The organism is Variovorax sp. GW821-FHT09D05 (assembly GCF_059416325.1).
In genome coordinates this window covers 173387-197130 of record NZ_JBWKOZ010000009.1, presented here as the reverse complement: position 1 = coordinate 197130, position 23744 = coordinate 173387, and the positions used below count along the sequence as shown (strand labels likewise).

The window sequence follows — 23744 nt, the reverse complement described above, 5'->3', positions numbered from 1 at the left end:
CGAAAAGGCTCTCCGTCTCGGACCGTCACACAGCGTCCCGCGATTCACACACTTCTCACACGCGATTCGCACCTGAATCGCTCGCGTCGCCGACCTCCGGCAGACCAGGCAGATGCTCCCGACCGTACTTTACCTGCGGTCGGTCGAAGCCCAGAGTGGCGCCTTGCTCGACCCACCGGCCGTAGTTCCGGATCACCATCTCCGTCGTCTTGTGGCCGAGCAGCTTGGCGATGTACGCCGGGTTCTCGCCCTGGCTCAGCAGTTGGCTCGCGAACGTGTGCCGCATCTGGTACGGATTGCGATAGCTGGCCATGGCCTTCTTGCAGGTGCGCTGCCACAGCCGCAGCAGTGACTGGTCCGTCCATTCCTTGCCGTTGCGCGGGTTCATGAAGACCCGGCCACCAGCTTTCTCGGTGCGTTGCCGTTGATCCTCAAGCGCCTGGCGGGCGGCAAGAAGCAGCGGGATGGTGCGCACGCCGGCACGCGTCTTCGTGCCTTTCTCCTCGCCCTCGACGACTGCCCTGTGGACGCGCACAGTCCCGGCCTGCAGATCGATGTCGGCCCAGGTCAGCGCGATCAGCTCACTCGTTCTGACACCCGTGTATGCCCAGAACTGAAACGCCGCCCGTTCGGCGCCGGTCATGCTGACCAGCAGCGGCACTAGCTCTTCCACGCTGTACGGCTGGGGCTCGTAGTCCGTGTGGAGCGTGTCCCGCGGCAGGATCCGCGACAGCTTCAGTCGGTCGAGCGGGTTGAAGTCGATCACCTCGTCTGCCAGTGCTTCCGACAAGGCGTTGCGCAGCGGAAGAAGCAGGTTGCTCATGCGCTTGCGCGTGACCTTCTGCAGTGCGATCCACTCTCGCAATGTGCCCGTGCTCAAGGCCTGGACCTGCAGGTGCCCGAACTGCGGGATCAGGATGTTGTCGATAGCCATTCGGTAGCCACGCCAGGTGCTGGGCTGCAGCGATGCCTTCGAGCGTTCGCGGTATCCCTCCAGCAGTTGCTTGATGGTCGCGTCCTTGCCCTTCGCAGAGCCATGGCCGAACACCCGGCACTTCGCTGAAGAGGGGAAGTAGTCGTTGTACCGGAACGTCCCGTGCTCGATCTTGCGCAGGATCTCGCCGCGCAGTCGCTCGGCATAGCGCAGGTTCTCGCGTGTGCCGGGCAGGTCCAGCGTCTCGCGGCACTGCACCCCCTGGAAACTGAAGGCGATGCGGATACCAGCTGAAGGACTCCCATATCGTCTTCTTCTCGCACCATGGCTACATGGCGGCCTGGTTCGACGCTGAGTCCGCGGACCCGGATCCTGAGTGCTGGTTCATGACCGATGGATTGAGCGAGCCTCGGCTCACAGGGCGGTTCTTCGAGGCGCTGTTGAACGACATGAAGGGGCTCGCAGGCGCGCTATGACCCGCAGGTACATTTAGGCCATGGGACTAGACGCACAAGTAATCGGCATCGGGCCGTTCTCGCAGGATGTCGCTGAGTCGCTCGAGTACGGTGCCCAGCGTTACGCGGAAGTCGAACCTGGCGCGACAGTCGTCACCACGGTGTTTCTGGCGGCGACAAGCTCGGAGAGCTACGACCTTGCGGAGGCGTTCGGCGTTGGCGCGTTCGAAATGGGGAAGCACCATCTGGATGCGCAAAGGGTCAGCATCGAGAAGCTGCGAAGCTTGTGCGATGAGCGGGAGATCTCTGACTTCCTGAACCTCCGGGAGCACGGGTTCGAGTTCTACTACATGCCGAACGCGTAGCCCTTCGACGAGCACGCTGGCATCGCGCCAGGACCTGCCTAACCACTTGCGGTGCCTAGTCTGCTGGGGGCTGGACGACCGAAGTACCGCCCTTATGGGGAAATGGTACGTAGCCTTGCGCCGGGGCAGGAAGCTGCTCTACGCACTCGATGGAACACGCATTGACCAACAGCGGAAGAATGTCGGTGGCAACGTTGAGCGACAGCCATCGCTGATGAACCTCGCCGCGGCTCTCAAGGAGACGGTCGCAAACGCTGCATCGCGCAGGAATCAGAGCTTCCACCACTGGGTCTAGCTCAGGGAATGTTGGTCTGTACTTGTAGTTTCCATAGAGCGCTCGCGTACTGACAGTGCTTGATTTCAGGTGCCGGCATCGCGTTATCTCGTAGGGGAACCAGTGCAACCCATACGAGGTGTAAGGAACGAACTGTTCCAGGCTCTCCATCTCTCCGATCTCAGGTGGAATGCGGAGCAGGCTGCTGCGATACAGATTGAGCTTCTTGACGTGCTTCAGCTTGGCGATCGATGGTGGCAATGTGATGACCTGGCCCCACAGCTCAGCGCCGAGAATCTCTTTGGGAGAGAACGTTTCCCTGCGATCGCGAGCCGCGTCTTCGATCAATTCCAACAGTGCGAGCCACCCAGGCAATGAGGTGTCTTGGGGTTCGAGATGAAGATGTGTTTCTGGCCAGGGCGGTTGGCGTCCTTCCTCGATTGCATCGTAGATCGCATCCCATGCCTCATCGGACGGGTACATCTCGCATGAATAAATAGTCAACACGTCCTCCCAAGCCGCTTTGCGCGCTGCAATCGCATTCTCGTCCAATCGAGTGCGGCTCGTTGCTGTTCAGGCTTGCCTAGCCTCGCCAAAGATCTCCCCAAACCTCTGGAAGATCCAACGGCCCTTGATGTGCGCGTAAACCGCCGTGAACTCGTTGTTGACGCCGCGCGACCAGAAGTGCAGGCCGAGCCGCCCGCGATACAGGATGACCTGCGCCAGGTCGGCGTCGATCCCCCGAGTGCCCCGACCATTTCATCGACTTTCGGCAGCACGTCCTCAAGAACGGCACGACCTCGCGCTCAGTTCCTCTTGATCGACGGCATAAATCTGAGCCGTCAACCGATTGGTCATTTCACGGAATAGGTCGGCGTTGAGCTCCGGGCGGCCATCGGAATCGAGTCAGTCATTGGCTGATGGAACTCTGAACAACGAGGCTCAGTGCGGTAGTTCTTGTTTCGGAGGCAGCGCCACGGTAACGCTAAGGCACGCATGGTGCCCAGCCGAATAGTTAGTTTGTCTTGAAACTTACGTGTGGTCCAGGGCTACGTCTCTTGGTGTCTATCCCTATTAGTGGGTACTGGCAGCCTTATCACGTTGGTGCACAATTTGAAGCATTTGTAGTGATCAGTCATCTAAAGGTGGCAACGATCTTCGATTTGCATTCAAAGGGATGAGCGGCGATGAAACTGGCGCGTGCAAGGATTAGAAATTTTAGATCAATCGAAAATCTTTCTATCGATTTTGATCAGGGATGTGTTGTGCTTGTTGGAATAAATGAATCCGGCAAGTCGAATATTCTTCGGGCTCTTCATTTGTTGGACTCTTCGGTCCCCATTTCAAAGAAAGACTTACGTATAGAGCGCCAAAACGAGGACGCTGTGACAGAAGGGGCTGTGGAATTCCATTTTGAGTTGGAGACTGCAGAGAGTGAGACTGTCTTTCAAGAAGTGGCCGGCAATTTTTATAGAGAATGTTTGTCCGCTCCAATAGTTGCAAGCTCCAAGGGGGCGCTCACTCTAATGGAGTATTGCTTGGAGATGTCTGCCGCTTCTCATGAGGCTTGGCTCCACCAAGAACGCCGTCAAACTTTGACGTGGGCCTCGCCCAAAGGCTATTCGATAATTCCGGGATGGTTTAAAAATGGTCACGGCTTTCACCAAATTGAATTAAATGTGGGAATGCATAATGTCCCTCCATCGCTCATTGCATTTAGTCCAAAAAATGCAAAAAACAATAATCTTCCTCATCTTACGCTGGATCAGCTGTATGAAATTATCTCGCCTGTTATAATTAAATTCGTGGAGGAGAGAATCCCTAAATGTATCTTTTGGAGATACGGAGAGAGTTTCTTGCTTCCTTCGGAAGTGAATGTTGATGATTTTGCCAAAGATCCACGCTGCTGTGTGCCCTTGAAAAGTATGTTTGAACTCGCGGGCATGCGAGGAAAAGAAATCGGAGCAGCTATTGTCGAAACAAGATCTCAGTCGCACCACAGATACGCAAAATTGCTGAAACGAGTTTCTGATAGGGCGACTCAGCACATACGCGGTGTGTGGCATGACTACAAAAGTCTCAAGATCGATCTGATGCCTCACGGCGATCTAATTGTTCCGCTAGTGACAGATCATGAGGTGCAACTCGACATGGCAAGTCGCAGTGACGGCTTCAAGCGATTTGTGAGCTTTTTGCTGATGATCTCAGCTCGTGTTTTGACCGAAGAGATAAAAGGAGTTCTCATCCTAGTGGATGAGCCTGAAATTGCATTGCATCCTGGCGGAGCTAAGAGCCTTTCAAGGGAGTTGATTGGTATTGGTGGCCTAAATACAGTCGTTTACTCCACTCATTCAATATTCATGATTGACAAGGAAAATATTTCGCGTCATTTGATTGTTGAGAAGAAGAATGAAGTGACCACGGTGGTAAGGGCTGAAAAGTCCAAAATTCAAGATGAAGAGGTGCTTTATGCTGCAATTGGTTATTCTATCTTTGAGTCTTTGAGATTAAAGAATGTGATCTTCGAGGGGTGGCGAGACAAGGAGCTTTTTCGAGTACTTCGAGGGGCAATTGAGGCTTCGGATAAGGCTGCAGTTGAGCGTCTCGCCGGGTGGGGTGCTGTTTTTGCGGAAGGGGTTAAAGATATTAAGCACATTTCAAGAATGCTTGAGTTGGCCTCCCGTAAGTGCTTGATAATTAGCGACTCAGATAAGCCTGCTTTAGAAAAAAAGAAGGAGTACGAAAATGATCACTCTTGGGGAGTCTGGGTGACACTTCAAGATATTTTTGGCAAAGGATTCGAAACGGGAGAAGATTTTTTCACGGAAGAGGCGCTGGTTTTTAAAGGTAATGAATTTTCCGCTTCTGTGGGCGGGTTGACTTTATTGTCGGTTGGCGACTTTCCAAAAGGAGAGGCTAGATGGCCAATTTTGAGGAAATGGATTACAGCTTCTGGTCTCCAGGGGAAAAACGTTGATCAACAATTAAACCTTCTCAAGGGGGCGTTGTATAAGAATCTGTCTAGAGGAGATCTCCGCGACGAAGCGGAAAAGCTCGTTAAATTTATTGCCGAATACGAGTTCAATTGACATTCGTTGCCCCTAGAGGATCAAGACAGAAAAGCCCGTGTTCAAGCTTTCCGAGGAACCGCGCTAGAAAAGCGCATGCCTGAGCCTCGCGGTCGTCGCCACCCTCTGTTCCTCCGGCTGACCAAGCCGATCGGTCCTGTCTACCCTGATGCCGTGACGCCTGTCGCCTGGGACGACGATGAGCCGCTGGAGGAGGCGAAGGGTGTCTTTGCCGTCGATCGCCTTCTGAAGGTCCTTGAGTTGGCCTTCCAACAAGTACGCCGCGCCCCAAGTAGCTTCGGTGGTCGATTCTGGGGCGCGCACCCAGATCAGGGCATTTGCCTCGCTCATGAGTTGGTGCACCTCCTGCATCTCGCTCGTGTCATGCAGCGAAGTCTCATTGCTGCTTGGTGCTGCCGGCACAGGTTCGGACTCCTCGGCCAGCGTGCCATCAGCTCCCACCTCTCCGGCCTGAAATTCCGCCATCGGCAGGGTTCCGTAGCCCTCGAAATCGTCGAAGCAGTCTTCGCCAATGGCAGCGGACAGCACGGCGGCGAAGCCATCGAGCAGGGCGGGTTCTTTCAAGACGTCTTGCAGGTAGCCCTTGGCGAAGCGCTCCTGGTGCTTGCCTCCGCGATACCAGCGCTTGCCGGCCGTTTCGTCGCTGTCGCGGAAGCCGTAGCCTTCGCGCAGCATCATCACGGCGATGTCGCGGCCGCGCAGAAAGTCGGCTTCGGTGGTGTCTGCCTGCTGGGGCAGCAACTGGACCAAATGGGGCGTGTCCATGTCCGAATTCCCGGCATCGAGCAGGTCGTGCGCCTCGCGCAGGGTCGATTCAATAACTGCGCCACTTGCGAGGGAGATCGCGCCTTGAAGGGCGGCCAGTATGGGGAACATCCCTGTATAGGCATCGTCCAGCCTCTGCTGTGTCAGAGGCGAGATCGACAGTTGCGCCATGGTTCCCGGCAGCATGCTGTTGGTGATGAAGTTCAGCAGTACTTCCAACGGCGTGCCCAGGTCCGTCGCTGCGGCCGACTCGTGGGCCAAATGCAGCTTTGCAGCACCGAGTTGCAGGCGGGACTGAATGCCAGCGAGCCATTTTTGCTCTTGGCTCTCCTTGGTTTTGCGCTCAGCCTTGGCGCGGGGCTTGCTGATAACGGTGTTCATGCTCATGCTCCAAGGAAGATGGGTTGCAGGTTTCCCGAGGCCACGCGGTGTGCGTGCACGAGAGGTGCGTACAGGGCTTCGGCCGCTGCTTCGTCATCACCGAAATCCGCGACGACGATGCCGTCTACGCAAACCCAGAACGGGGCTCGCAGGGAGCGGCAGAGGCGGGTGATCGCAACCTCGCGCATGCGGGCCAGCGCCTGGGTGCCGATGGGCGCTTCGGGTCGAGGGTCTTGCGGTAAGTCGGGATCAGACGATTGCGTGGTGCGGCCTCGTTCTCGATGGGGCTTCGGGCCTTGTTGGTTGTAGAGGGGAGGGGGCAGCGCCAGTGCACCTTTGTGCAGGGCCTGGCCAATCGTCGAGCCGATGAGGCCCAGACCTGCAGCGGGGCTCGCTGATGTTGCCCGACCTCAAAAAACCGCTGCTCTGGGTTCTCGGCCTGGGCCTTGTGGCTGCGCTGGCCACGGCCGGCATTGAGCGCACGCGCGCTGCCAAGGCGCGGGCGGATCTGGCCTCGGAGAAGGCCGATCGCGCCAAAGAAGACACGGCGCGCGCACTGGCCGCGCTGGCCGATTTGCAGCGCATCGTGGCGCTGATGGCCAGTCACGCCCAGACCCAACAGGAGAACGTCAATGCTTTCGAAAACCGCCTCAAGACTTTGGATGATCGCCGGCGCACTGTTACTGCTGAGCGTGACCGGTTGCGCAAGCAATACGACGATTTCGCCGCCCGTGATCGGGACCAAGCCACAAGCGACCCCGCTGCCTGCCAGCGTGTTGCAGATCGATCCGCAGTCCTCGCAGCCATGGCTGCACGAAGTCGAGAGCTTCTTGAAGGAGGCCGACTCGTTGTTGAAGGGCGAGACAACGAAGTGCAGCTTCTGCTCGACACCGTGAGCAATGATCGCGCGCTGTTCGCGCCGCCAGCACTCCCTACTGCATCGCCATAGATCACTTACGACCGGAACACGGGGACTTCGCCACCACAATGCAACTCTTCCGAGTGCTTGAACGCGGCGAACTGAGCAAAATCACGAAGCCGGCTTCCCCGGTTTCAATCCGTCCGCGTCGTCTTCGCTCGGTGCGGGGGGAAATGCTTCGGTTGAGTAGGGCCAAGCGCTAAGGTCAATGGCGTAGCCGTACAGCTGACGCCGTTCATTTGAAGCCAATGGGTCTGCACGGATCAGCTCGTGCACAGTGAGTATGCGAATGGTCTGCGGTGGCATTCCTTCAGCATGCCTTGATACTTTGTGCAAATATTGGCGTCGGGGCAGGAGCTTGCTGACCATCACCTTCAGCGCTTCCTCGGTCGTATGAGGCCAAGAAGACGGGAGGCACAGGCATGCGGACGTTCGAACTCTTACTTTTGATAATCTGCGCCGCTGCAACAGGATGCGCTTCGGCGCCCACGCAGCCTAAGTCCGCAGTCGAGGCCTATCGGCGCTTCCTGCTGGACACAGAAACTCCATTTCCGGCGCGAGCTGAAAGGCATCTAGGCCTGAAGGCTGAAATCGACCCGGAGACGCTTGGAGAGCCACGTTTCGCGCGGCTGGGACCATCCCAGGGAAACAATGCCTTTCAGTACGCCTCGATCGGCCCTATCGGACGCTCATCCCAAGTCACTCCGCGCCGGTTTGTCGCACGGATGACTGCCAAGTTCGATTACTCAGTTGTCTGCGTCAGACGCGCTGATCTGGCAGTGCTGGGGTCGATCTATCCAGGCAACCCCATCGTCGTACATGGTTCGACTACCCCGTTTCTCAGGCTCGACCCAACGCCCGATTACGTCTATTTCTCTGCGCCGACCGGACCCTTCAACATTGAGCTCGCGACTTTTAGTGGAGACTGCCTAGTGACGATGGTGCATGACATCTCAATGGTGCTTCCAACGGCCAGGATTGGAACAGAGTAGAGGCGAGTAAAGGCCCCTGGCGCCCGAGCCTGCGAAGGGGAGGCCAAAGTGACAGCCCCCTTCAAAGGGGGGCGAGAACGACAGGAGTTTGCCGGCGGAACGACGGTCTTTCAGCCTTCGTTGCGGGACCGACGTTCGCTGCTAGCCCGCTCTTGCTGAAGCCCGGGAGGCTCTCCCCCAAACCACATCCACTGTGGATCTGTACCACCGTGGTTTAGTCCGAAAAGACGCCACTGCTGTCCTACAACGATGGCGACTGCCGCCAATGCGAGAACTATCAGCATGGCGCCCCCCGCATATGCGAGTACCTTGACAGTAGGAACGGTGGGATAGAGGTCGGCTCCCGCAACTGCGAAGAGTCCTGCAATCGCGATACACGCAATCGAAGCTTTGGCCACCAGTAATTTGGCGTTCATACGGCTCCCCTTGATGTCAGCTGAAATGATGCATCAACAATTTGCACGAGGCAATCCCTCGCGCTCGTGGGGTGGCTCCTCCGCATCGGGCGACAGCAAGGCGAGCAGATGCGCGTGCTCACCAAGTTACTAGCCGCGATGAGCCTCTCGACGAGAACTCAAAATCCCCCACCGAAATGTGTGCAGGTTCGATTCCGGCCCCCGGGGGCACTTCGTGGCAGGCATGAAAAAGCCCGCACGAGGCGGGCAAGGGTAGCCCTAAGGAGGGAGGAGGAAGAAAACAGCGGGCTACCGAAGTGAATTCTATTGTATTAATTCCGGGCCGGAGCCACATCCTTGGTGCCCTCGCCGCATTTTGGTGCGAAGCAGGTTTCACTCACTTCTCACACGAATCGAGGCCCTGAATCCGAAACCCGCATGGATAAAGGCCTGGCGGGCGATTCTTCGAGGGTTCAAATCCCCTCAGCTTCACCGAATTCTTCAAGGCGATCCCTGCTGAGACGTTCCCTGCGTTATCAGGCTCCGGGACTCAGTAGCACTGAAACAAAACACCCTGCTCCGCAGGCGCCTTGCCAAGCCAGCGCGGCGTCTTGCTTCGCGCGTCGCAATAGTCCGAGGCTTGAACGTAGGTCATGGCACGCAGCACGCCTTCGCGAACTTGCGTCACCTCGTTGGGTGGGGTCGAGCAGCCGGTGAGGACCAGGGCAAGCGGAAGCAGTGTGCGCCAATTCATCGGGGCATTCTAAGTAAGACCACCGGGATCGTTCGAGCTTCGCCCACGGTCGGGATAGAGATACTTGAAGTACTTACCGGACTGGCCGAACAATTGCCGCGCCAGTTGCACCGGATCTTCGCCCTTGTGCTTTTCGTAGAGCACGGGCCCCCAGATGATGAAGCCGTCGATGCTGAGGCTCCTCGGGGAAGGCTCGATGGCCTTCCATGCATGTGCGAACTTCGAGATCCAGGCCAGCGCTTCCTTGAGCGCATGATTGGGCGGCGTGGTTGTTTCCTCGGTAAGAGACATGGCGGCATCCTTTGTTAAAAGACTGTACAAATATACAGTAGACTATGCCCATGAAGACATCGTTTTTTCCACCCATCCGAATTTCTCCTTGACGGGTAAACCGTCCCCCGCTGGTCAACCTGTGCGGGGGCCTTGATGCATGCCAAGCAGATAGGCTTTCAAGCCCAGCCTCACAGCTGGGCTTTTTTTATGCGCGGTTCGCGAGGCCCTGTGCAAGCCCGCTTTTTTTCGCCGGAACGCGGGGCTATAGTCGGCCAGCACTGTCACATTGCAGTCACTGCAGTTTCCAGCTGCCTGCCCAGATCCCGATAAGGACGCCCGTGCCGGATTCCCTGACTTCCGAGTTGACCAGCTATTACGACACGGTGCCCTATGACTCGCATCCGTTCCCGCAGTCAGCGATGGAGCATCTGGAAGCCCTGGCATTTCTCTTCGGGCTCGATGCTCCGCCTCCCGCGAAGGCCCGTGTGCTGGAGCTCGGCTGCGCGGCCGGCGGCAACCTGATTCCCTTCGCGGCACGCCACCCCGAGGCGCGTGCAATCGGCATCGATCTGTCGCCGGTGCAGGTGGCGCAAGGTGCGGCCGCCATCGGGCGCGCCGGGCTGTCGAACATCGAGCTCAAGGCCTTCAACCTTGCGGACATCGACGCTTCGTTCGGCCAGTTCGACTACATCGTCTGCCACGGCGTCTACAGCTGGGTGCCAGGTCCGGTGCAGGACGCGATCCTGCGCATCTGCTCCGAAAATCTCGCACCCACCGGCGTGGCCTACGTGAGCTACAACGTGTACCCGGGCTGGAAGGCGCGCGAGATCGTGCGCGACGCGATGATCCTGCGCGGCGGTCCGCGCGACACGCCGGAAGAAAAACTGTCTTACGCACGCGGCATGCTCGACTTTCTCGAGCAGTCGGCTCGCGCCGACAGCGTGCTCAAGAAGACGCTCGAAGAGGCGATGCCGATCGTGCGCAACGCCAACAGCTCGTACCTGCTGCACGAGTTTCTCGAGCCCTGCAACGCGCCGTGCTACTTCAAGGAGTTCGTGGCGCGAGCGGATGCCCACGGCCTTGCCTACCTGTGCGACGCGGAGCCGTCCACGATGTTCGTGCAGAACTACGGCGACAAGGTGCGCGATCCGCTGCTGCGCGAATGCGGTGGCAGCCAGATCATGATGGAGCAGTACCTCGATTTCCTGGTCAACCGCACCTTCCGCCAGACCCTTCTGGTCAAGCAGACGCAAGCGGCGCACATCCGCTACAAGCTGGACCCCGCGCGCATCCGCTCGCTCGAATTCGCCGGCATCTTCAGGGCCGACGACGGTGGGGCGCTCACGCTCGATGCTCGCGAGCAGCCGTGCAGCGCCATGCGAGGCCTGAAGGTCACGCTGCGGTTGCCGGTGCACAAGGCGGTGGCGCAGCTGCTCGACACGCGTTATCCGGCATCGATCTCTGCGTCGGCCCTCATCGAGGCCGCCTCCGGGCTCACGGGTCAGCCGCAGGCCGCCATCGAATCTGCCGCGATGGCGATGCTCGAGGAGCTGTTGATCCTCGGCGCCCTGCGCATCCGACGCACGCCGGTGTTCGCGGCCGACGTGGTCTCCGGTTTGCCGCAAGCGCTGTCCGCGGTGCGAGGCGCTTCGGGTCTTGCGTCGGGCGTCGGCGCCACCGCCAACACCTGCAACCAGTGGCACGAGCCCGTGGTGCTGACGCTGCTCGAACAAAGCCTGCTGCCGCTGCTCGACGGCACGCACTCGCACGACGCGCTGGCCGAGCATCTCGAAGCGGAGGTTCGAAGCGATCGCCTGCGTTTCGTCAAGGACGACAAGCCGCTGACTGACCCGTCGGCAGTCGGGGAATTCGCCCGCCAGCAAGTCTCGCTGGCGCTCGACGGCCTGCGCCGCAAGGCGCTGCTCACGGGCTGACCCGTACGTACATCACCGTTTTTCTTCAACACACTCAAAGAGGAGATACCTGCATGCAACAAATTCACTGGACCCCGAAGCTGCGCGCTGCCGTGGTGGCGGTGCTCGCGCTGGCGGCCGCCGGCGCGTCGAATGCCGCATCGGTGGCGCCCGTCGCGGCCGAGCACGGCATGGTCGTGAGCGCGCAGCACCTGGCGAGCAAGGTCGGCGTCGACGTGCTCAAGCGCGGCGGCAATGCCGTCGACGCGGCCGTGGCCGTGGGCTACGCGCTGGCGGTGGTGTATCCCGCTGCGGGTAACCTCGGCGGCGGCGGTTTCATGACCGTGCAGCTGGCCGACGGTCGCAAGACCTTCCTCGACTTCCGCGAGAAGGCACCGCTGGCCGCCACGGCCAACATGTACCTCGACAAGGACGGCAACGTCATCAAGGGCCTGAGCACCAACGGCCACCTCGCCGTGGGCGTGCCCGGTTCCGTCTCGGGCATGGAATACGCGCGCGAGAAGTACGGCACCATGAAGCGCGCCGACCTCATCGCCCCCTCGATCCAGCTGGCCGACAAGGGCTTCGCGCTGGAGCAGGGTGACATCGACATGCTGTGGACCTCCACCGCCGATTTCCAGAAAGACCCGGTCTCCGGTGCGATCTTCCTGAACAAGGGCCAGCCCTTCCAGGTCGGCCAGAAGCTGGTGCAGAAAGACCTGGCGAAGACGCTGAGGGAAATCAGCGCGAAGGGCCCCGACGGCTTCTACAAGGGCTGGGTCGGCAGCGCCATCGTGGCGTCGAGCCAGGCCGGCAAGGGCATCATCACCCAGGCCGACCTCGACCAGTACAAGACGCGCGAACTCGCGCCCGTCGAGTGCGACTACCGCGGCTACCGCGTGGTGTCGGCGCCGCCTCCCAGCTCGGGCGGCGTGATCATCTGCGAGATGCTCAACATCCTCGAGGGCTATCCGCTCAAGGACCTGGGCTTCCGCTCGGCCCAGTCGGTGCACTACCAGATCGAAGCCATGCGCCACGCCTACGTGGACCGCAACAGCTACCTGGGCGACCCCGACTTCGTGAAGAACCCGCTCGACCGCCTGCTCGACAAGGGCTACGCCGAGAAGATCCGCGCCGTCATCGATCCGAAGAAGGCCGGCGTCTCCAAGGACATCAAGCCCGGTGTCGCGCCGCATGAAGGCAGCAACACCACCCACTATTCGATCACCGACCAGTGGGGCAATGCCGTCTCCGTGACCTACACGCTGAACGACTGGTTCGGCGCCAAGGTCACGGCCGCCAAGACGGGCGTGCTGCTGAACAACGAAATGGACGACTTCACCTCGAAGATCGGCGTGCCCAACATGTACGGCCTGGTGCAGGGCGAGGCCAACGCCATCGCCCCGGGCAAGCGTCCGCTGAGCTCGATGAGCCCGACCATCGTGTCGAAGGACGGCAAGCCGGTGTTCGTGGTCGGCACACCCGGCGGCAGCCGCATCATCACGGCGGTGCTGCACACGATCCTGAACGTGGTCGACTACGGCATGAACGTGCAGGAAGCGGTGGACGCTCCGCGCTTCCACCAGCAATGGCTGCCCGACGTCACCAACGTCGAGACCTTCGCGCTGAGCCCCGACACGCGCAAGATCCTGACCGACATGGGCCACAACCTGGGTGTGCCGCAGCCGGCCAACCACCTCGCGGCCATCATCGTCGGCGCGCCGTCGCTGGGCGGCAAGCCGGTCGGCAACAACCGCTTCTACGGTGCCAACGATCCGCGCCGCAACACGGGCCTGGCGGCAGGCTACTGATCCTGCGGCAAACTAGAAGGCGGTCGTGCCCTTGTCGGCGCGGCCGCTTTTTTCATTTTTCATGCACCTGCAAGACATCCTCTATACCCAGGGCTTCGGCACGCGGCGCGTGTGCGCGGGCCTCGTCCAGCAAGGCCACGTGACCATCGAGGGCCAGGCGGTGACCGACCCATTCGCCGATCTCGACCCCGAGGGCCTTCACTACACAGTCCAGGGCACCGCGTGGGCGTACCACGAGAAGGCCTACCTGATGCTGCACAAGCCGGCCGGCACCGAGTGCTCGCAGAAGCCCTCGACCTATCCGAGCATCTATACGCTGCTGCCGTCGCCCCTGCGCCTGCGCCCCAACAAGGGCGCGGTGCAAGGCGTGCAGGCCATCGGCCGGCTCGACCAGGACACCACCGGCCTGCTGCTGCTGACCGACGACGGCCAGTTCATCCACAAGATGGGCTCCCCCAAGCACCACGTGCCCAAGGTCTACGAGGTAACGGCCAAGCATCCGGTGGACGAGGCGCAGATCGCCAAGCTGCTGGCAGGCGTGGTGCTCGACGACGACCCGAAGCCCGTGCGCGCCGCCGCCTGCGAATCCGACAGCCCGCTGCATCTGCGGCTCACGCTCACCGAGGGCAAGTACCACCAGGTCAAGCGCATGCTGGCCGCGGTCGGAAACCGGGTCGAGGGGCTGCACCGCTCGCGCATCGGCGACCTGGCGCTGCCCGACGACCTTGCGCCGGGGCAGTGGCGCTGGCTGACCGCCGACCAGGTTGCCGCCCTGCGCGCGCCGGCCAAACCGGCCAAACCGCCGAAATAAGCGGAACAAAGCGCCCCCTGACGGTCAGCCAGTCCTAAGGCTCGACCGTTAATCTCGCCAAGCTCTCTCCCGGAACCTTCCCTTGCGACTCCCTGCTCGACCGAACGGCCGCATCGCGGCTTTCCTGTTTTCCTGTCTGACGGCCCTGGCGGCATTTCCCGCTGCCGCCGCCGCGCCGGCCGAACCTCCCCCGATCTTCGTGCTCAACTCGCTGGACGCCAGCGTGAGCGTGATCAATCCCGTCGACTGGACGGAAAAACAGCGCATTGCCACCGGCAAGGAGCCGCACCACATCTACATGACGCCGGACGAAAAGTCGGTCATCGTGGCCAATTCGGCGGGCGATTCGCTGACTTTCCTGAACCCCCGCACGGCGGAAGTGCAGCGCGTGGTCTACGGCATCATCGATCCGTACCAGCTGCAGTTCTCGCGCGACATGAAGTGGTTCGTCACGGCCGGCAACCGCCTGAACCACGTCGACATCTACCGCTGGGACGGCAAAGACCTGAAGCTGGCCAAGCGCATCGCCAGCGGCAAGACGCCCAGCCACATCTGGATCGACAACACCAGCACCATCGCCTACGTGACGATGCAGGACAGCGACGAGATGATCGCCGTCGACCTGCCCACGCAAACAGTCAAGTGGCGCGTTGCCACCGGCACCATGCCTGCCGACATCTTCGGCGTGCACAACGACAAGACCCTGCTGGTGGGCCTGACCGGCAGCGACGGCGTGCAGGTGTTCGACGTGGCCGGCGCCGAGCCCAAGCTGGTCGGCAAGATCCCCACCGGCAAGGGCGCCCACGCCTTCCGCTCGGCCGGCGACGGCAAGAGCGTGTTCGTGAGCAACCGCGTGGCCAACACCATCAGCCGCATCGACCTGGCGACGCTGAAGGTCATCGCGACCTATCCCGTGCCCGGCGGTCCCGACTGCATGGACCTGTCGGCCGACGGCAAGACCCTGTACGTGACCTCGCGCTGGATCAAGAAGCTCAGCGTGGTCGACCTGGCCAGCAACAAGGTCGTGCGGCAGGTGAATGTCGGCCGTTCGCCGCATGGCGTCTGGACGCTCGATCATGCCAAGCGCATCTAGCCGTATCGGCGCGGCCCTCGCGCTGTCGCTGGCCGGAGTCGTGGCTCCCGTCGCCTGGGGGGCGACACCGGGCGCCACCTGCGAAAAGCCCGTCTACCTGACCTTCGACACCGGCCACATGGGCATCGCCCCGCTGGTGGCCGACGTGCTCAAGCGGCAGGACGTGCGCGTCACCTTCTTCGCCGCCGCCGAGCGCACCCAGACCGACGGCGACAGCCTCGACGACCACTGGGCGTCCTGGTGGAAGGCGAGGGCGGCCGAAGGCAACGAGTTCGGATCGCACACCTACGACCATGCGTACTGGCGCGCCGACGTCAAGGGCACGCCGCCGAGCTTCCGCATCAAGCCCTCGGCAGGTCCGCAGGACGGCAAGGAATCGACCTGGAGCGCGGCCGAGTACTGCGCCAACATCCGCAAGTCGTCCGACCGGCTGGCCGCCATCACCGGCAAGAAGCCGCTGCCGCTGTACCGCGCGCCGGGCGGCAAGACCTCGCCCGCGCTGCTGGCCGCCGCCGAAGGCTGTGGCTACAAGTACGTCGGCTGGGCGCCCGCCGGCTTCCTCGGCGACGAGCTGCCGAGCGAGAAATTCAGCAACGCCAAGCTGCTGACTCAGGCGCTCGACACCATTCGCCCCGGCGACATCCTGCTCGCGCACCTGGGCATCTGGTCGCGCAAGGACCCATGGGCTCCGGCCAACCTCGAGCCGCTGATCGTCGGGCTCAAGGCCAAGGGCTTCTGCTTCCAGACACTGCGCCAGCACCCGGACTTCCGCGCCTGGATTGCATCTCACCCCTGAACGAGTTTTCGCCGTGATCGATTGGCTGACAGACGCTTTTTCCGCCATGCAGGGCTGGTTCTTCGAGGCCGCCGTGCAGCCGCTGGTCTACGCCGTCGGCCTCGGCGGCTGGACCGAGGATGCCTTCGACGCGACCGGCTGGCTGCTGGTCGGCGTCATCCAGATCCTGGTGCTGCTGGCGATCATCGGGCCGCTGCAGCGCTGGCGATCGGTGGAGCCGGTAGTCGACCGCCACGCGATCCGCATCGACATGCTCTACACGCTGATTCACCGGCTCGGCCTGTTCCGGCTGGCGATCTTCTTCACGCTGCAGCCCTTCTTCGACGATGCGATGGGCAGCCTGCGCACGGCGGGGTGGGGCACCTTCCACCTCGACGAAGTGTGGCCCGGCGTGACCGACGTGCCGGTGGTCGCCTTCGCCATTTACCTGGTGGTGCTCGACTTCGTCGGCTACTGGATCCACCGCGGCCAGCACCAGTTCAACTGGTGGTGGGGCCTGCACTCGCTGCACCACTCGCAGCGCCAGATGACGATGTGGAGCGACGACCGCAATCACCTGCTCGACGACATCGTCCACGACACGCTGATCGTCATCGTGGCGCAGCTGATCGGCGTCGCGCCGGGGCAGTTCATTGCCTTCGTCGCCTTCACGCAGCTCAGCGAAAGCCTGCAGCACGCCAACCTGCGGCTGAGCTTCGGCGCCATCGGCGAGCGGCTGTGGATCAGCCCGCGTTTCCACCGGCTGCACCACAGCATCGGGCTGGGGCACGAATCGAACGGCAGGAGCACGCTCGGCGGCCACAACTTCGGCGTGCTGCTGCCTTGGTGGGACATGCTGTTTCGCACCGCCAACTTCGAGAACCGCTACGACCCGACCGGCATCCGCGACCAGGTCGAACCCAGCGCCGACGGCCGCGTGCGCGAATACGGGCGCGGTTTCTGGGCCCAGCAGTGGCTCGGCCTGAAGCGAATGGTCGGTCGCGGTTGAGGGGCTCCGGCCCCTGAACGGCTCGTCCGAGGCGTTATCCTCGCTGCTCAATGCGCCTGCTCCTCGACTCCTTCTGGCGCGCGGTCGCCTACTGCATGCTGCCGCGCGTGATCGTGCTGTCGCTGCTTCCTTTGGGGTTGATGGTGGTGCTGGCCGCGGGGCTCGGTTATTTCTACTGGGACTCCGCCGTGACCTGGACACGCGGCGCGCTCGACGCCTGGCCGCTGCTGTCGAGCTTCTGGGCCTGGATCGGCCGTCTTTTCTCGGGTGACGTCACTTTCGCGCTGGCGTCCCTGGTCGTGGTGTTCGCTGCCACGCCGCTGATCGTGGTGGTCTGCCTGCTGATCGTGGCCGGCTTCATGGCGCCTGCGCTGACCAAGCTCGTGGGCGAGCGGCGTTTTCCCTCGCTCGAGCAGAAAAAGGGCGCTTCGTTCTTCGGCAGCGTCGCGCGTTCGCTCGGCGTCACCATCCTGGCGCTGATCGCTCTTGTGGTGTCGATGCCGCTGTGGCTCATTCCGCCGCTGGTGCTGATCCTGCCGCCGCTGATCTGGGGCTGGCTCACCTATCGAGTGATGAGCTTCGATGCGTTGGCCGAGCACGCCAGTCCCGAGGAGCGCGCCGCGCTGCTGCGCGCGCACCGGCTGCCGCTGCTGTGCATCGGCGTGCTGTGCGGCTACCTGGGCGCGGCGCCCAGCATCGTCTGGGCATCGGGCCTGCTGTTCGCCGCCGCCTTCTTCGTGCTGGTGCCGATCGCCATCTGGATCTACACACTGGTCTTCGCCTTTTCGGCGCTCTGGTTCGCTCACTACTGCCTTGACGCGCTCGCGCGGCTGCGTGCCCAGCGCGCTGTGGCCGAGGCATCGGCCGCCAACGGCACAACACCGGCCCTCGAAGCCGAAGAGGCCAGCAAGGCCGCTCTTTCCCAATGGGGTTCACCATGACACGCGCATTCGGTCTCATCGTCGTCGGCGACGAGATCCTTTCCGGCAAGCGGGCCGACAAGCACATGGCCAAGGTCATCGAGTTGCTCGCCGCGCGCGGCCTGCAGCTGAGCTGGGCCGAATACGTGGGCGACGAGCCCGCGCGCATCACGGCCGCGCTGGCGCGCGCCTTCGCCTCGGGCGACATCGTCTTCTCGACCGGTGGCATTGGCGCCACGCCCGACGACCACACCCGCCAGTGCGCCGCCAAGGCGCTGGGCGTGCCGCTGGCGCTGCACCCCGAGGCCGAACTGCTGATCCGCGAGCGCATGCAGGACACCGCGCGTGAGCAGGGCGTGCCCTACGAGCCCGACCGGTCCGACAACGTGCACCGGCTCAACATGGGCGTGTTTCCGCAGGGCGCCGCGCTCATCTACAACCCGTACAACAAGATCCCCGGCTTCAGCGTCGGCGACGTGCACTTCGTGCCGGGCTTTCCCGTCATGGCCTGGCCGATGATCGAGTCCGTGCTCGACGGCCGTTACGCCGAACTGTTTACCCGCAATGCCGTCGCCGAGAAGTCGGTGATCGTTTTCGGTGCCATGGAAGCCACGCTGACGCCGCTCATGCAGGCCATCGAGGCCACCCACGCCGGCATCAAGGTGTTCAGCCTGCCGAGCGTCGATCACCCCGAATACGGCCGCCACATCGAGCTGGGCGTCAAGGGTGACCCCGGCCGGCTCGATGCCGCCTATGTCCAGCTGATCGAAGGGTTGCACACCTTTGATGCCAAGCTTGGTCCAGAATTGGTGCGTTAATGCTGAGCGCACCATTTTGGTGAAATTCCGCCTTCATTTGGGGTTTGCGGCGGCCACTAAAGCCTCATCGAGTGAGGTGACAATGGCACAGAAACTGCATCCCTCGTCCCTGTATTCCTAACCACCATCCAACTCAGGAGAAACTGATGGCAAAGACCGTCGCCGATGTACTCAAGCTCGTCAAGGAAAACGAGGTCAAGTTCGTCGACTTCCGCTTCACCGACACCCGTGGCAAAGAGCAGCACGTGACCGTGCCGGTCTCGGCTTTCGATGAAGACAAATTCACCTCGGGCCACGCATTCGACGGCTCGTCCATCGCTGGCTGGAAGGGGATCGAAGCTTCGGACATGCAGCTCATGCCCGACCCGAACACCGCCAACATCGACCCCTTCTTCGAAGAAACGACGCTGATCCTGACCTGCGACGTGATCGACCCCGCCGACGGCAAGGCCTACGAGCGCGATCCGCGTTCGCTCGCCAAGCGCGCCGAGGCGTACATGAAGGCTTCGGGCCTGGGTGACACCGCCTTCTTCGGTCCGGAACCCGAATTCTTCGTGTTCGACGGCGTCCGCTGGAAGAACGACATGTCGGGCTGCTTCGTGAAGATCGACTCCGAAGAAGCCTCGTGGAACACCGACAAGGAATACGAGCACGGCAACACCGGCCATCGTCCGGCAGTCAAGGGCGGCTATTTCCCGGTTCCCCCGGTCGACAGCTTCCAGGACATGCGCTCGGAAATGTGCCTGGTGCTCGAATCGCTCGGCATCCCGGTCGAAGTGCATCACCATGAAGTGGCCAACGCCGGCCAGATGGAACTCGGCACCAAGTTCAGCACGCTGGTCCAGCGCGCCGACTGGGTCCAGCTGCAGAAGTACGTGATCCACAACGTGGCCCACGCCTACGGCAAGACCGCCACCTTCATGCCCAAGCCCATCGTCGGCGACAACGGCTCCGGCATGCACGTGCACCAGTCGGTCTGGAAGGACGGCAAGAACCTGTTCGCCGGCGACGGCTATGCAGGTCTCTCGGACTTCGCGCTGCACTACATCGGCGGCATCATCAAGCACGCCCGTGCCCTGAATGCCATCACGAACCCCGGCACCAACAGCTACAAGCGCCTGGTGCCCGGCTTCGAAGCCCCGGTGAAGCTGGCCTACTCGGCCAAGAACCGCTCGGCCTCGATCCGCATCCCGTTCGTGGCCAACCCGAAGGGCCGCCGCGTCGAAGCGCGCTTCCCCGATCCGCTGATGAACCCGTACCTCGGCTTCGCTGCGCTGCTGATGGCCGGTCTCGACGGCGTGGAAAACAAGATCCATCCGGGCGAAGCCGCCAGCAAGGACCTGTACCACCTGCCGCCGGAAGAAGACGCGCTGATCCCGACCGTCTGCCACAGCCTCGACCAAGCCCTGGAATACCTGGACAAGGACCGTGCGTTCCTGACCAAGGGCGGCGTGTTCACCGATGCGTACATCGATGCGTACATCGATCTGAAGATGCAGGAAGTCACGCGCTTCCGCATGGCGACCCATCCGGTCGAGTTCGACATGTACTACTCGCTGTAATCGAGCGAAGTACAACCTCACCAATCCATTGGCGGGGATGTAATGAAAAAGGACGGCCACGGCCGTCCTTTTTCAATGGAGTGGAACATCTTGTCACTGGTGGCATCGAATTGCACGAAAATGCACCTTTGTCGCCGCCCTCCACCGATACACATGAAGACTGCTTCTCTCATTTTCCTGGCCGGTTCATTGATCGCGCTGCCGGCGCTCGCGCAGGAACGCGTCTGGCGTTGCGGCAACGAGTACACCAACAACGCCACCATCGCCCAGCAGAAGGGCTGCAAGGTCATGGAAGGCGGCAACGTCACGGTCGTGCAAGGCACCAAGTCTTCGGGCGGTGGCTCTGCGTCGTCCGGTGGCTCTTCCGCGGCGCGTGCGCCGGCGGGCAGCCCGCGTGTCGAAGGCGTCGACCAGCGTGCCCGTGACGGCGAGGCTCGCTCGGTGCTCGAGTCTGAGCTCAAGAAGGCCGAGGCACGCCAGGCCGAGCTGCAGAAGGAATACAACAACGGCGAGCCCGAGAAGCAGGGCAGCGAAGGCCGCAACTACCAGAAGTACCTGGACCGCGTCGCCGAAATGAAGGCTGAGCTGGCGCGCAACGAGAGTGACATCGCCGGCATCCGCCGCGAAATCGGCCGCCTGCCGAACAAGCAGCAGCCGCAGTAGTCATGGTGTTCGGGAAGAAGGCGACCGGCGCCAATCCGCGCTTCCAGTCCTTCGACCTGCTGTCCACGCTGATCGCGGTGGTCAACAGCAACGGCTCCGTGCTGTTCGCCAACGCAGGCCTCGAAGACGCACTGGGCACCTCGCGCCGCACGCTCGAAGGCTCGCAGTTCGGCGCGTGTTTTCATGAGCCGCAGGTGCTGCGTACGGCCATCGACGGTGCGAGCAGCAACGACTTTGCAACGCTGCGCTATGAGGCCTTCCTGCGCCGCGTCAACCACGAGCTGATGCCCGTGCAGGTCACGCTTGCGCAGGGCGACAAGAAGGGCGAGCTCATCATCGAGATGTCGCCGCTCGAGCAGCAGGTGCGGCAAGACCGCGAAGAGCGCCTCATCGACCAGGCGCAGGCCAACAAGGAACTCATCCGCAATCTCGCGCACGAGATCAAGAACCCGCTCGGCGGCATCCGAGGCGCGGCGCAGCTGCTGCAGATGGAGGTCGAGTCGCGCGACCTCATCGAATACACCCAGGTCATCATCCACGAGGCCGACCGGCTGCAGACGCTGGTCGACCGGCTATTGGCGCCGCACCGCCGTCCGCACGTGGTGGGCGACGTCAACATCCACGAGGTGTGCGAGCGCGTGCGCTCGGTCATCCTCGCGGAGTTTCCGCGCGACCTGCACATCGAGCGCGATTTCGACGTGTCCATTCCCGAGTTCCGCGGCGACCGCGAGCAGCTCATCCAGGCCACGCTCAACATCACGCACAACGCGGCGCAGGCGCTGACCGAGCGCCGCGCGGCAGGCGACGCGCAGATCACTTTCAAGACGCGCATAGCCCGTCAGGTGATCTTCAACAAGCAGTGGTATCGACTGGCACTGGAATTGCATGTAATCGACAATGGACCGGGTGTGCCGGACACGATCAAGGACCGCATCTTCTATCCGCTGGTATCGGGCAGGGAAGGCGGGACAGGGCTGGGATTGACGCTCGCGCAAACTTTTGTGCAACAGCATCACGGCGTGATCGAGTGCGACAGCGTCCCGGGCCGAACCGATTTCAAGATATTGATACCGCTGCCCTAGCGCAGCCACCGGCAACAGAGGAGATGCATGAAGCCGATCTGGATAGTTGATGACGACCAATCGATTCGCTTCGTGCTCGAGAAGGCTCTATTGCGCGAAGACCTGCCCACGCGCAGTTTCACGAACACGCGCGAGGTGCTGGCAGCACTCGAACAGGCCGCCGACGACGATCAGCAAGGTCCCCAGGTTCTGGTGAGCGACATCCGCATGCCCGGCGGTTCCGGGCTCGACCTGCTCGACAAGATCAAGGCCAAGCACCCCGGCCTGCCCGTCATCATCATGACGGCCTTCTCCGACCTCGACAGCGCCGTTTCGGCCTTCCAGGGCGGCGCTTTCGAATACCTGCCCAAGCCCTTCGACCTGCCGCGGGCGGTCGAACTCATCCGCCGTGCCGTCGATGAAAGCCAGCGCGAGGAAGTCGCCGAAGAACGCATGGTCGCGGCGCCCGAAATGCTCGGCCAGGCTCCTGCGATGCAGGACGTGTTCCGCGCCATCGGCCGGCTTTCGCAAAGCAACGTCACGGTGCTCATCACCGGCGAATCGGGCTCGGGCAAGGAACTGGTGGCGCGTGCGCTGCACAAGCACTCGCCGCGCGCCAACGGCCCCTTCGTTGCGATCAACACTGCGGCCATTCCCAAGGACCTGCTGGAGAGCGAACTCTTCGGCCACGAGCGCGGCGCCTTCACCGGTGCGCAAACCATGCGCCGCGGCCGCTTCGAGCAGGCCGAGGGCGGCACGCTGTTCCTCGACGAAATCGGTGACATGCCCTTCGACCTGCAGACGCGCCTGCTGCGCGTGCTGAGCGACGGCCATTTCTACCGCGTGGGCGGCCACAACTCGGTCAAGGCCAACGTGCGCGTCATCGCAGCCACCCACCAGGACCTGGAGCAGCGCGTCAAGCTCGGCGGCTTCCGCGAAGACTTGTTCCACCGCCTCAACGTGATTCGCCTGCGCCTGCCGGCACTGCGCGAACGCGGTGAAGACGTGCCCGCGCTCACGCGCCACTTCCTGCAGGTGAGCGCGCGTCAGCTGGGCGTCGAGCCCAAGCGCATTTCGGATGCAGCGCTGGCCAAGCTCGCGGCCTTCGGCTTCCCGGGCAACGTGCGCCAGCTCGAGAACATCTGCCACTGGCTGACCGTGATGGCGCCGGCCCAGCTGATCGAAGCGAAGGACCTGCCGCCCGAGGTGATGGCCGTCGGTGCAGGCGCTGAGACTCTCCACGCGTCCGAAGCCGCGACCGTCGCGCCGACCGCAGCGGCCCAGCCCGTGGCGTCGCTGCCAGTTGCAGGCAGCGAATCGGCGCCCGCGCACGCCGTCTCCGAGCCCGCCGAAGCCCACGCGGGCGTGAGCAGCTGGGAAAGCGGCCTGGAGCACGAAGCCCAGGCCTTGCTCGCGGCCGGCCGCACCGATGTGTGGGATGTGCTCTCGCGCCGCTTCGAGTCGAGGCTGATCCTTACAGCCCTGGCCAACACGCGCGGCCGCCGCATCGAGGCCGCGCAGAAACTGGGCATCGGGCGCAACACCATCACCCGGAAGATCCAGGAACTCGGCATCGAATAAAAAAGGCCCCTTGGGGCCTTTTTTATTATCGGCTGGACTTATCCAGCCAGCCGTACCGGTGCAGAAGATCGCCCATCCCTCGTTCAAGTGATGCGCTGCTCCACCAATTGACTCACATTCCGGCCTGAGAC

Annotated in this window: 22 protein-coding genes; 17 read left to right on the top strand and 5 right to left on the bottom strand. The window is 62.1% G+C overall.

Annotation, left to right across the window (positions count from 1 at the left end):
* Positions 1–55 precede the first annotated feature (55 nt).
* A complete protein-coding gene (locus AC07O3_RS24500; RefSeq protein ID WP_495340628.1) occupies positions 56–1213 on the bottom strand; it encodes a tyrosine-type recombinase/integrase in 1158 nt (385 codons plus the stop codon).
* A 217-nt stretch (positions 1214–1430) separates the two neighbouring features.
* Here AC07O3_RS24500 and AC07O3_RS24495 point away from each other — a divergent pair, with 217 nt between their 5' ends.
* Complete coding sequence (locus AC07O3_RS24495; RefSeq protein ID WP_495340550.1) at positions 1431–1754, top strand: hypothetical protein; 324 nt, start codon at positions 1431–1433, stop codon at positions 1752–1754.
* Between the two features lie 55 nt (positions 1755–1809).
* Here AC07O3_RS24495 and AC07O3_RS24490 read toward each other — a convergent pair whose 3' ends face one another.
* Positions 1810–2580, bottom strand: a complete 771-nt coding sequence (locus AC07O3_RS24490; RefSeq protein WP_495340549.1) for a hypothetical protein — start codon at positions 2578–2580, stop codon at positions 1810–1812.
* 635 nt (positions 2581–3215) lie between these two features.
* On the opposite strand from AC07O3_RS24490, the gene AC07O3_RS24485 reads away from it, so the two are divergent.
* Complete coding sequence (locus AC07O3_RS24485) at positions 3216–5117, top strand: ATP-dependent nuclease (RefSeq protein ID WP_495340548.1); 1902 nt, start codon at positions 3216–3218, stop codon at positions 5115–5117.
* A 63-nt stretch (positions 5118–5180) separates the two neighbouring features.
* Here the strand turns inward: AC07O3_RS24485 and AC07O3_RS24480 are convergent, their stop codons facing one another.
* A complete protein-coding gene (locus tag AC07O3_RS24480) occupies positions 5181–6263 on the bottom strand; it encodes a hypothetical protein (protein ID WP_495340547.1) in 1083 nt (360 codons plus the stop codon).
* 23 nt (positions 6264–6286) lie between these two features.
* Between AC07O3_RS24480 and AC07O3_RS24475 the strand changes: the two genes are divergently transcribed.
* The 3 genes from AC07O3_RS24475 to AC07O3_RS24465 all read left to right on the top strand — a co-directional run bounded on the left by AC07O3_RS24475 (position 6287) and on the right by AC07O3_RS24465 (position 8174).
* Positions 6287–6505, top strand: a complete 219-nt coding sequence (locus AC07O3_RS24475; protein ID WP_495340546.1) for a hypothetical protein — start codon at positions 6287–6289, stop codon at positions 6503–6505.
* A gap of 155 nt (positions 6506–6660) precedes the next feature.
* Entirely contained in the window at positions 6661–7212 is a 552-nt protein-coding gene (locus tag AC07O3_RS24470) for a hypothetical protein (protein ID WP_495340545.1), read from the top strand.
* A gap of 392 nt (positions 7213–7604) precedes the next feature.
* Complete coding sequence (locus AC07O3_RS24465) at positions 7605–8174, top strand: hypothetical protein (RefSeq protein ID WP_495340544.1); 570 nt, start codon at positions 7605–7607, stop codon at positions 8172–8174.
* 945 nt (positions 8175–9119) lie between these two features.
* Here the strand turns inward: AC07O3_RS24465 and AC07O3_RS24460 are convergent.
* Both AC07O3_RS24460 and AC07O3_RS24455 read right to left on the bottom strand, forming a co-directional pair.
* On the bottom strand, positions 9120–9323 hold the full coding sequence (locus AC07O3_RS24460; protein ID WP_093050163.1) for a hypothetical protein: 204 nt from the start codon (positions 9321–9323) through the stop codon (positions 9120–9122).
* 9 nt (positions 9324–9332) lie between these two features.
* Complete coding sequence (locus AC07O3_RS24455; RefSeq protein WP_097199680.1) at positions 9333–9614, bottom strand: hypothetical protein; 282 nt, start codon at positions 9612–9614, stop codon at positions 9333–9335.
* 320 nt (positions 9615–9934) lie between these two features.
* On the opposite strand from AC07O3_RS24455, the gene AC07O3_RS24450 reads away from it, so the two are divergent.
* The 12 genes from AC07O3_RS24450 (at position 9935) to ntrC (ending at position 23613) form a co-directional block, all read left to right on the top strand.
* The gene (locus tag AC07O3_RS24450; protein ID WP_495340543.1) at positions 9935–11530 is read left to right on the top strand and encodes a class I SAM-dependent methyltransferase; all 1596 of its coding nucleotides are present in this window, start codon (positions 9935–9937) and stop codon (positions 11528–11530) included.
* Between the two features lie 53 nt (positions 11531–11583).
* Complete coding sequence (gene ggt, locus AC07O3_RS24445; RefSeq protein ID WP_495340542.1) at positions 11584–13320, top strand: gamma-glutamyltransferase; 1737 nt, start codon at positions 11584–11586, stop codon at positions 13318–13320.
* A gap of 61 nt (positions 13321–13381) precedes the next feature.
* Positions 13382–14131 carry a pseudouridine synthase gene (locus AC07O3_RS24440; protein WP_093050175.1) on the top strand — a complete coding sequence of 250 codons (750 nt, stop codon included), beginning with the start codon at positions 13382–13384 and terminating at the stop codon, positions 14129–14131.
* A gap of 82 nt (positions 14132–14213) precedes the next feature.
* Positions 14214–15224, top strand: coding sequence for a YncE family protein (locus AC07O3_RS24435; protein WP_307615682.1), 1011 nt, complete (start codon positions 14214–14216; stop codon positions 15222–15224).
* The gene (locus AC07O3_RS24430) at positions 15208–16020 is read left to right on the top strand and encodes a polysaccharide deacetylase family protein (protein ID WP_440533800.1); all 813 of its coding nucleotides are present in this window, start codon (positions 15208–15210) and stop codon (positions 16018–16020) included. Before AC07O3_RS24435 ends, AC07O3_RS24430 begins: the two co-directional genes overlap by 17 nt.
* A 13-nt stretch (positions 16021–16033) precedes the next feature.
* Positions 16034–17008, top strand: coding sequence for a sterol desaturase family protein (locus AC07O3_RS24425; protein ID WP_093050184.1), 975 nt, complete (start codon positions 16034–16036; stop codon positions 17006–17008).
* Between the two features lie 50 nt (positions 17009–17058).
* On the top strand, positions 17059–17949 hold the full coding sequence (locus tag AC07O3_RS24420) for an EI24 domain-containing protein (protein ID WP_093050187.1): 891 nt from the start codon (positions 17059–17061) through the stop codon (positions 17947–17949).
* On the top strand, positions 17946–18746 hold the full coding sequence (locus AC07O3_RS24415; RefSeq protein WP_176928704.1) for a competence/damage-inducible protein A: 801 nt from the start codon (positions 17946–17948) through the stop codon (positions 18744–18746). Before AC07O3_RS24420 ends, AC07O3_RS24415 begins: the two co-directional genes overlap by 4 nt.
* A gap of 146 nt (positions 18747–18892) precedes the next feature.
* The gene (gene glnA, locus AC07O3_RS24410; RefSeq protein ID WP_093050193.1) at positions 18893–20308 is read left to right on the top strand and encodes a type I glutamate--ammonia ligase; all 1416 of its coding nucleotides are present in this window, start codon (positions 18893–18895) and stop codon (positions 20306–20308) included.
* A gap of 153 nt (positions 20309–20461) precedes the next feature.
* Positions 20462–20971 carry a hypothetical protein gene (locus AC07O3_RS24405; RefSeq protein WP_093050195.1) on the top strand — a complete coding sequence of 170 codons (510 nt, stop codon included), beginning with the start codon at positions 20462–20464 and terminating at the stop codon, positions 20969–20971.
* A 2-nt stretch (positions 20972–20973) separates the two neighbouring features.
* Complete coding sequence (gene glnL, locus AC07O3_RS24400; RefSeq protein ID WP_093050198.1) at positions 20974–22053, top strand: nitrogen regulation protein NR(II); 1080 nt, start codon at positions 20974–20976, stop codon at positions 22051–22053.
* 27 nt (positions 22054–22080) lie between these two features.
* Entirely contained in the window at positions 22081–23613 is a 1533-nt protein-coding gene (gene ntrC, locus AC07O3_RS24395; protein ID WP_495340541.1) for a nitrogen regulation protein NR(I), read from the top strand.
* Positions 23614–23744: the final 131 nt, after the last annotated feature.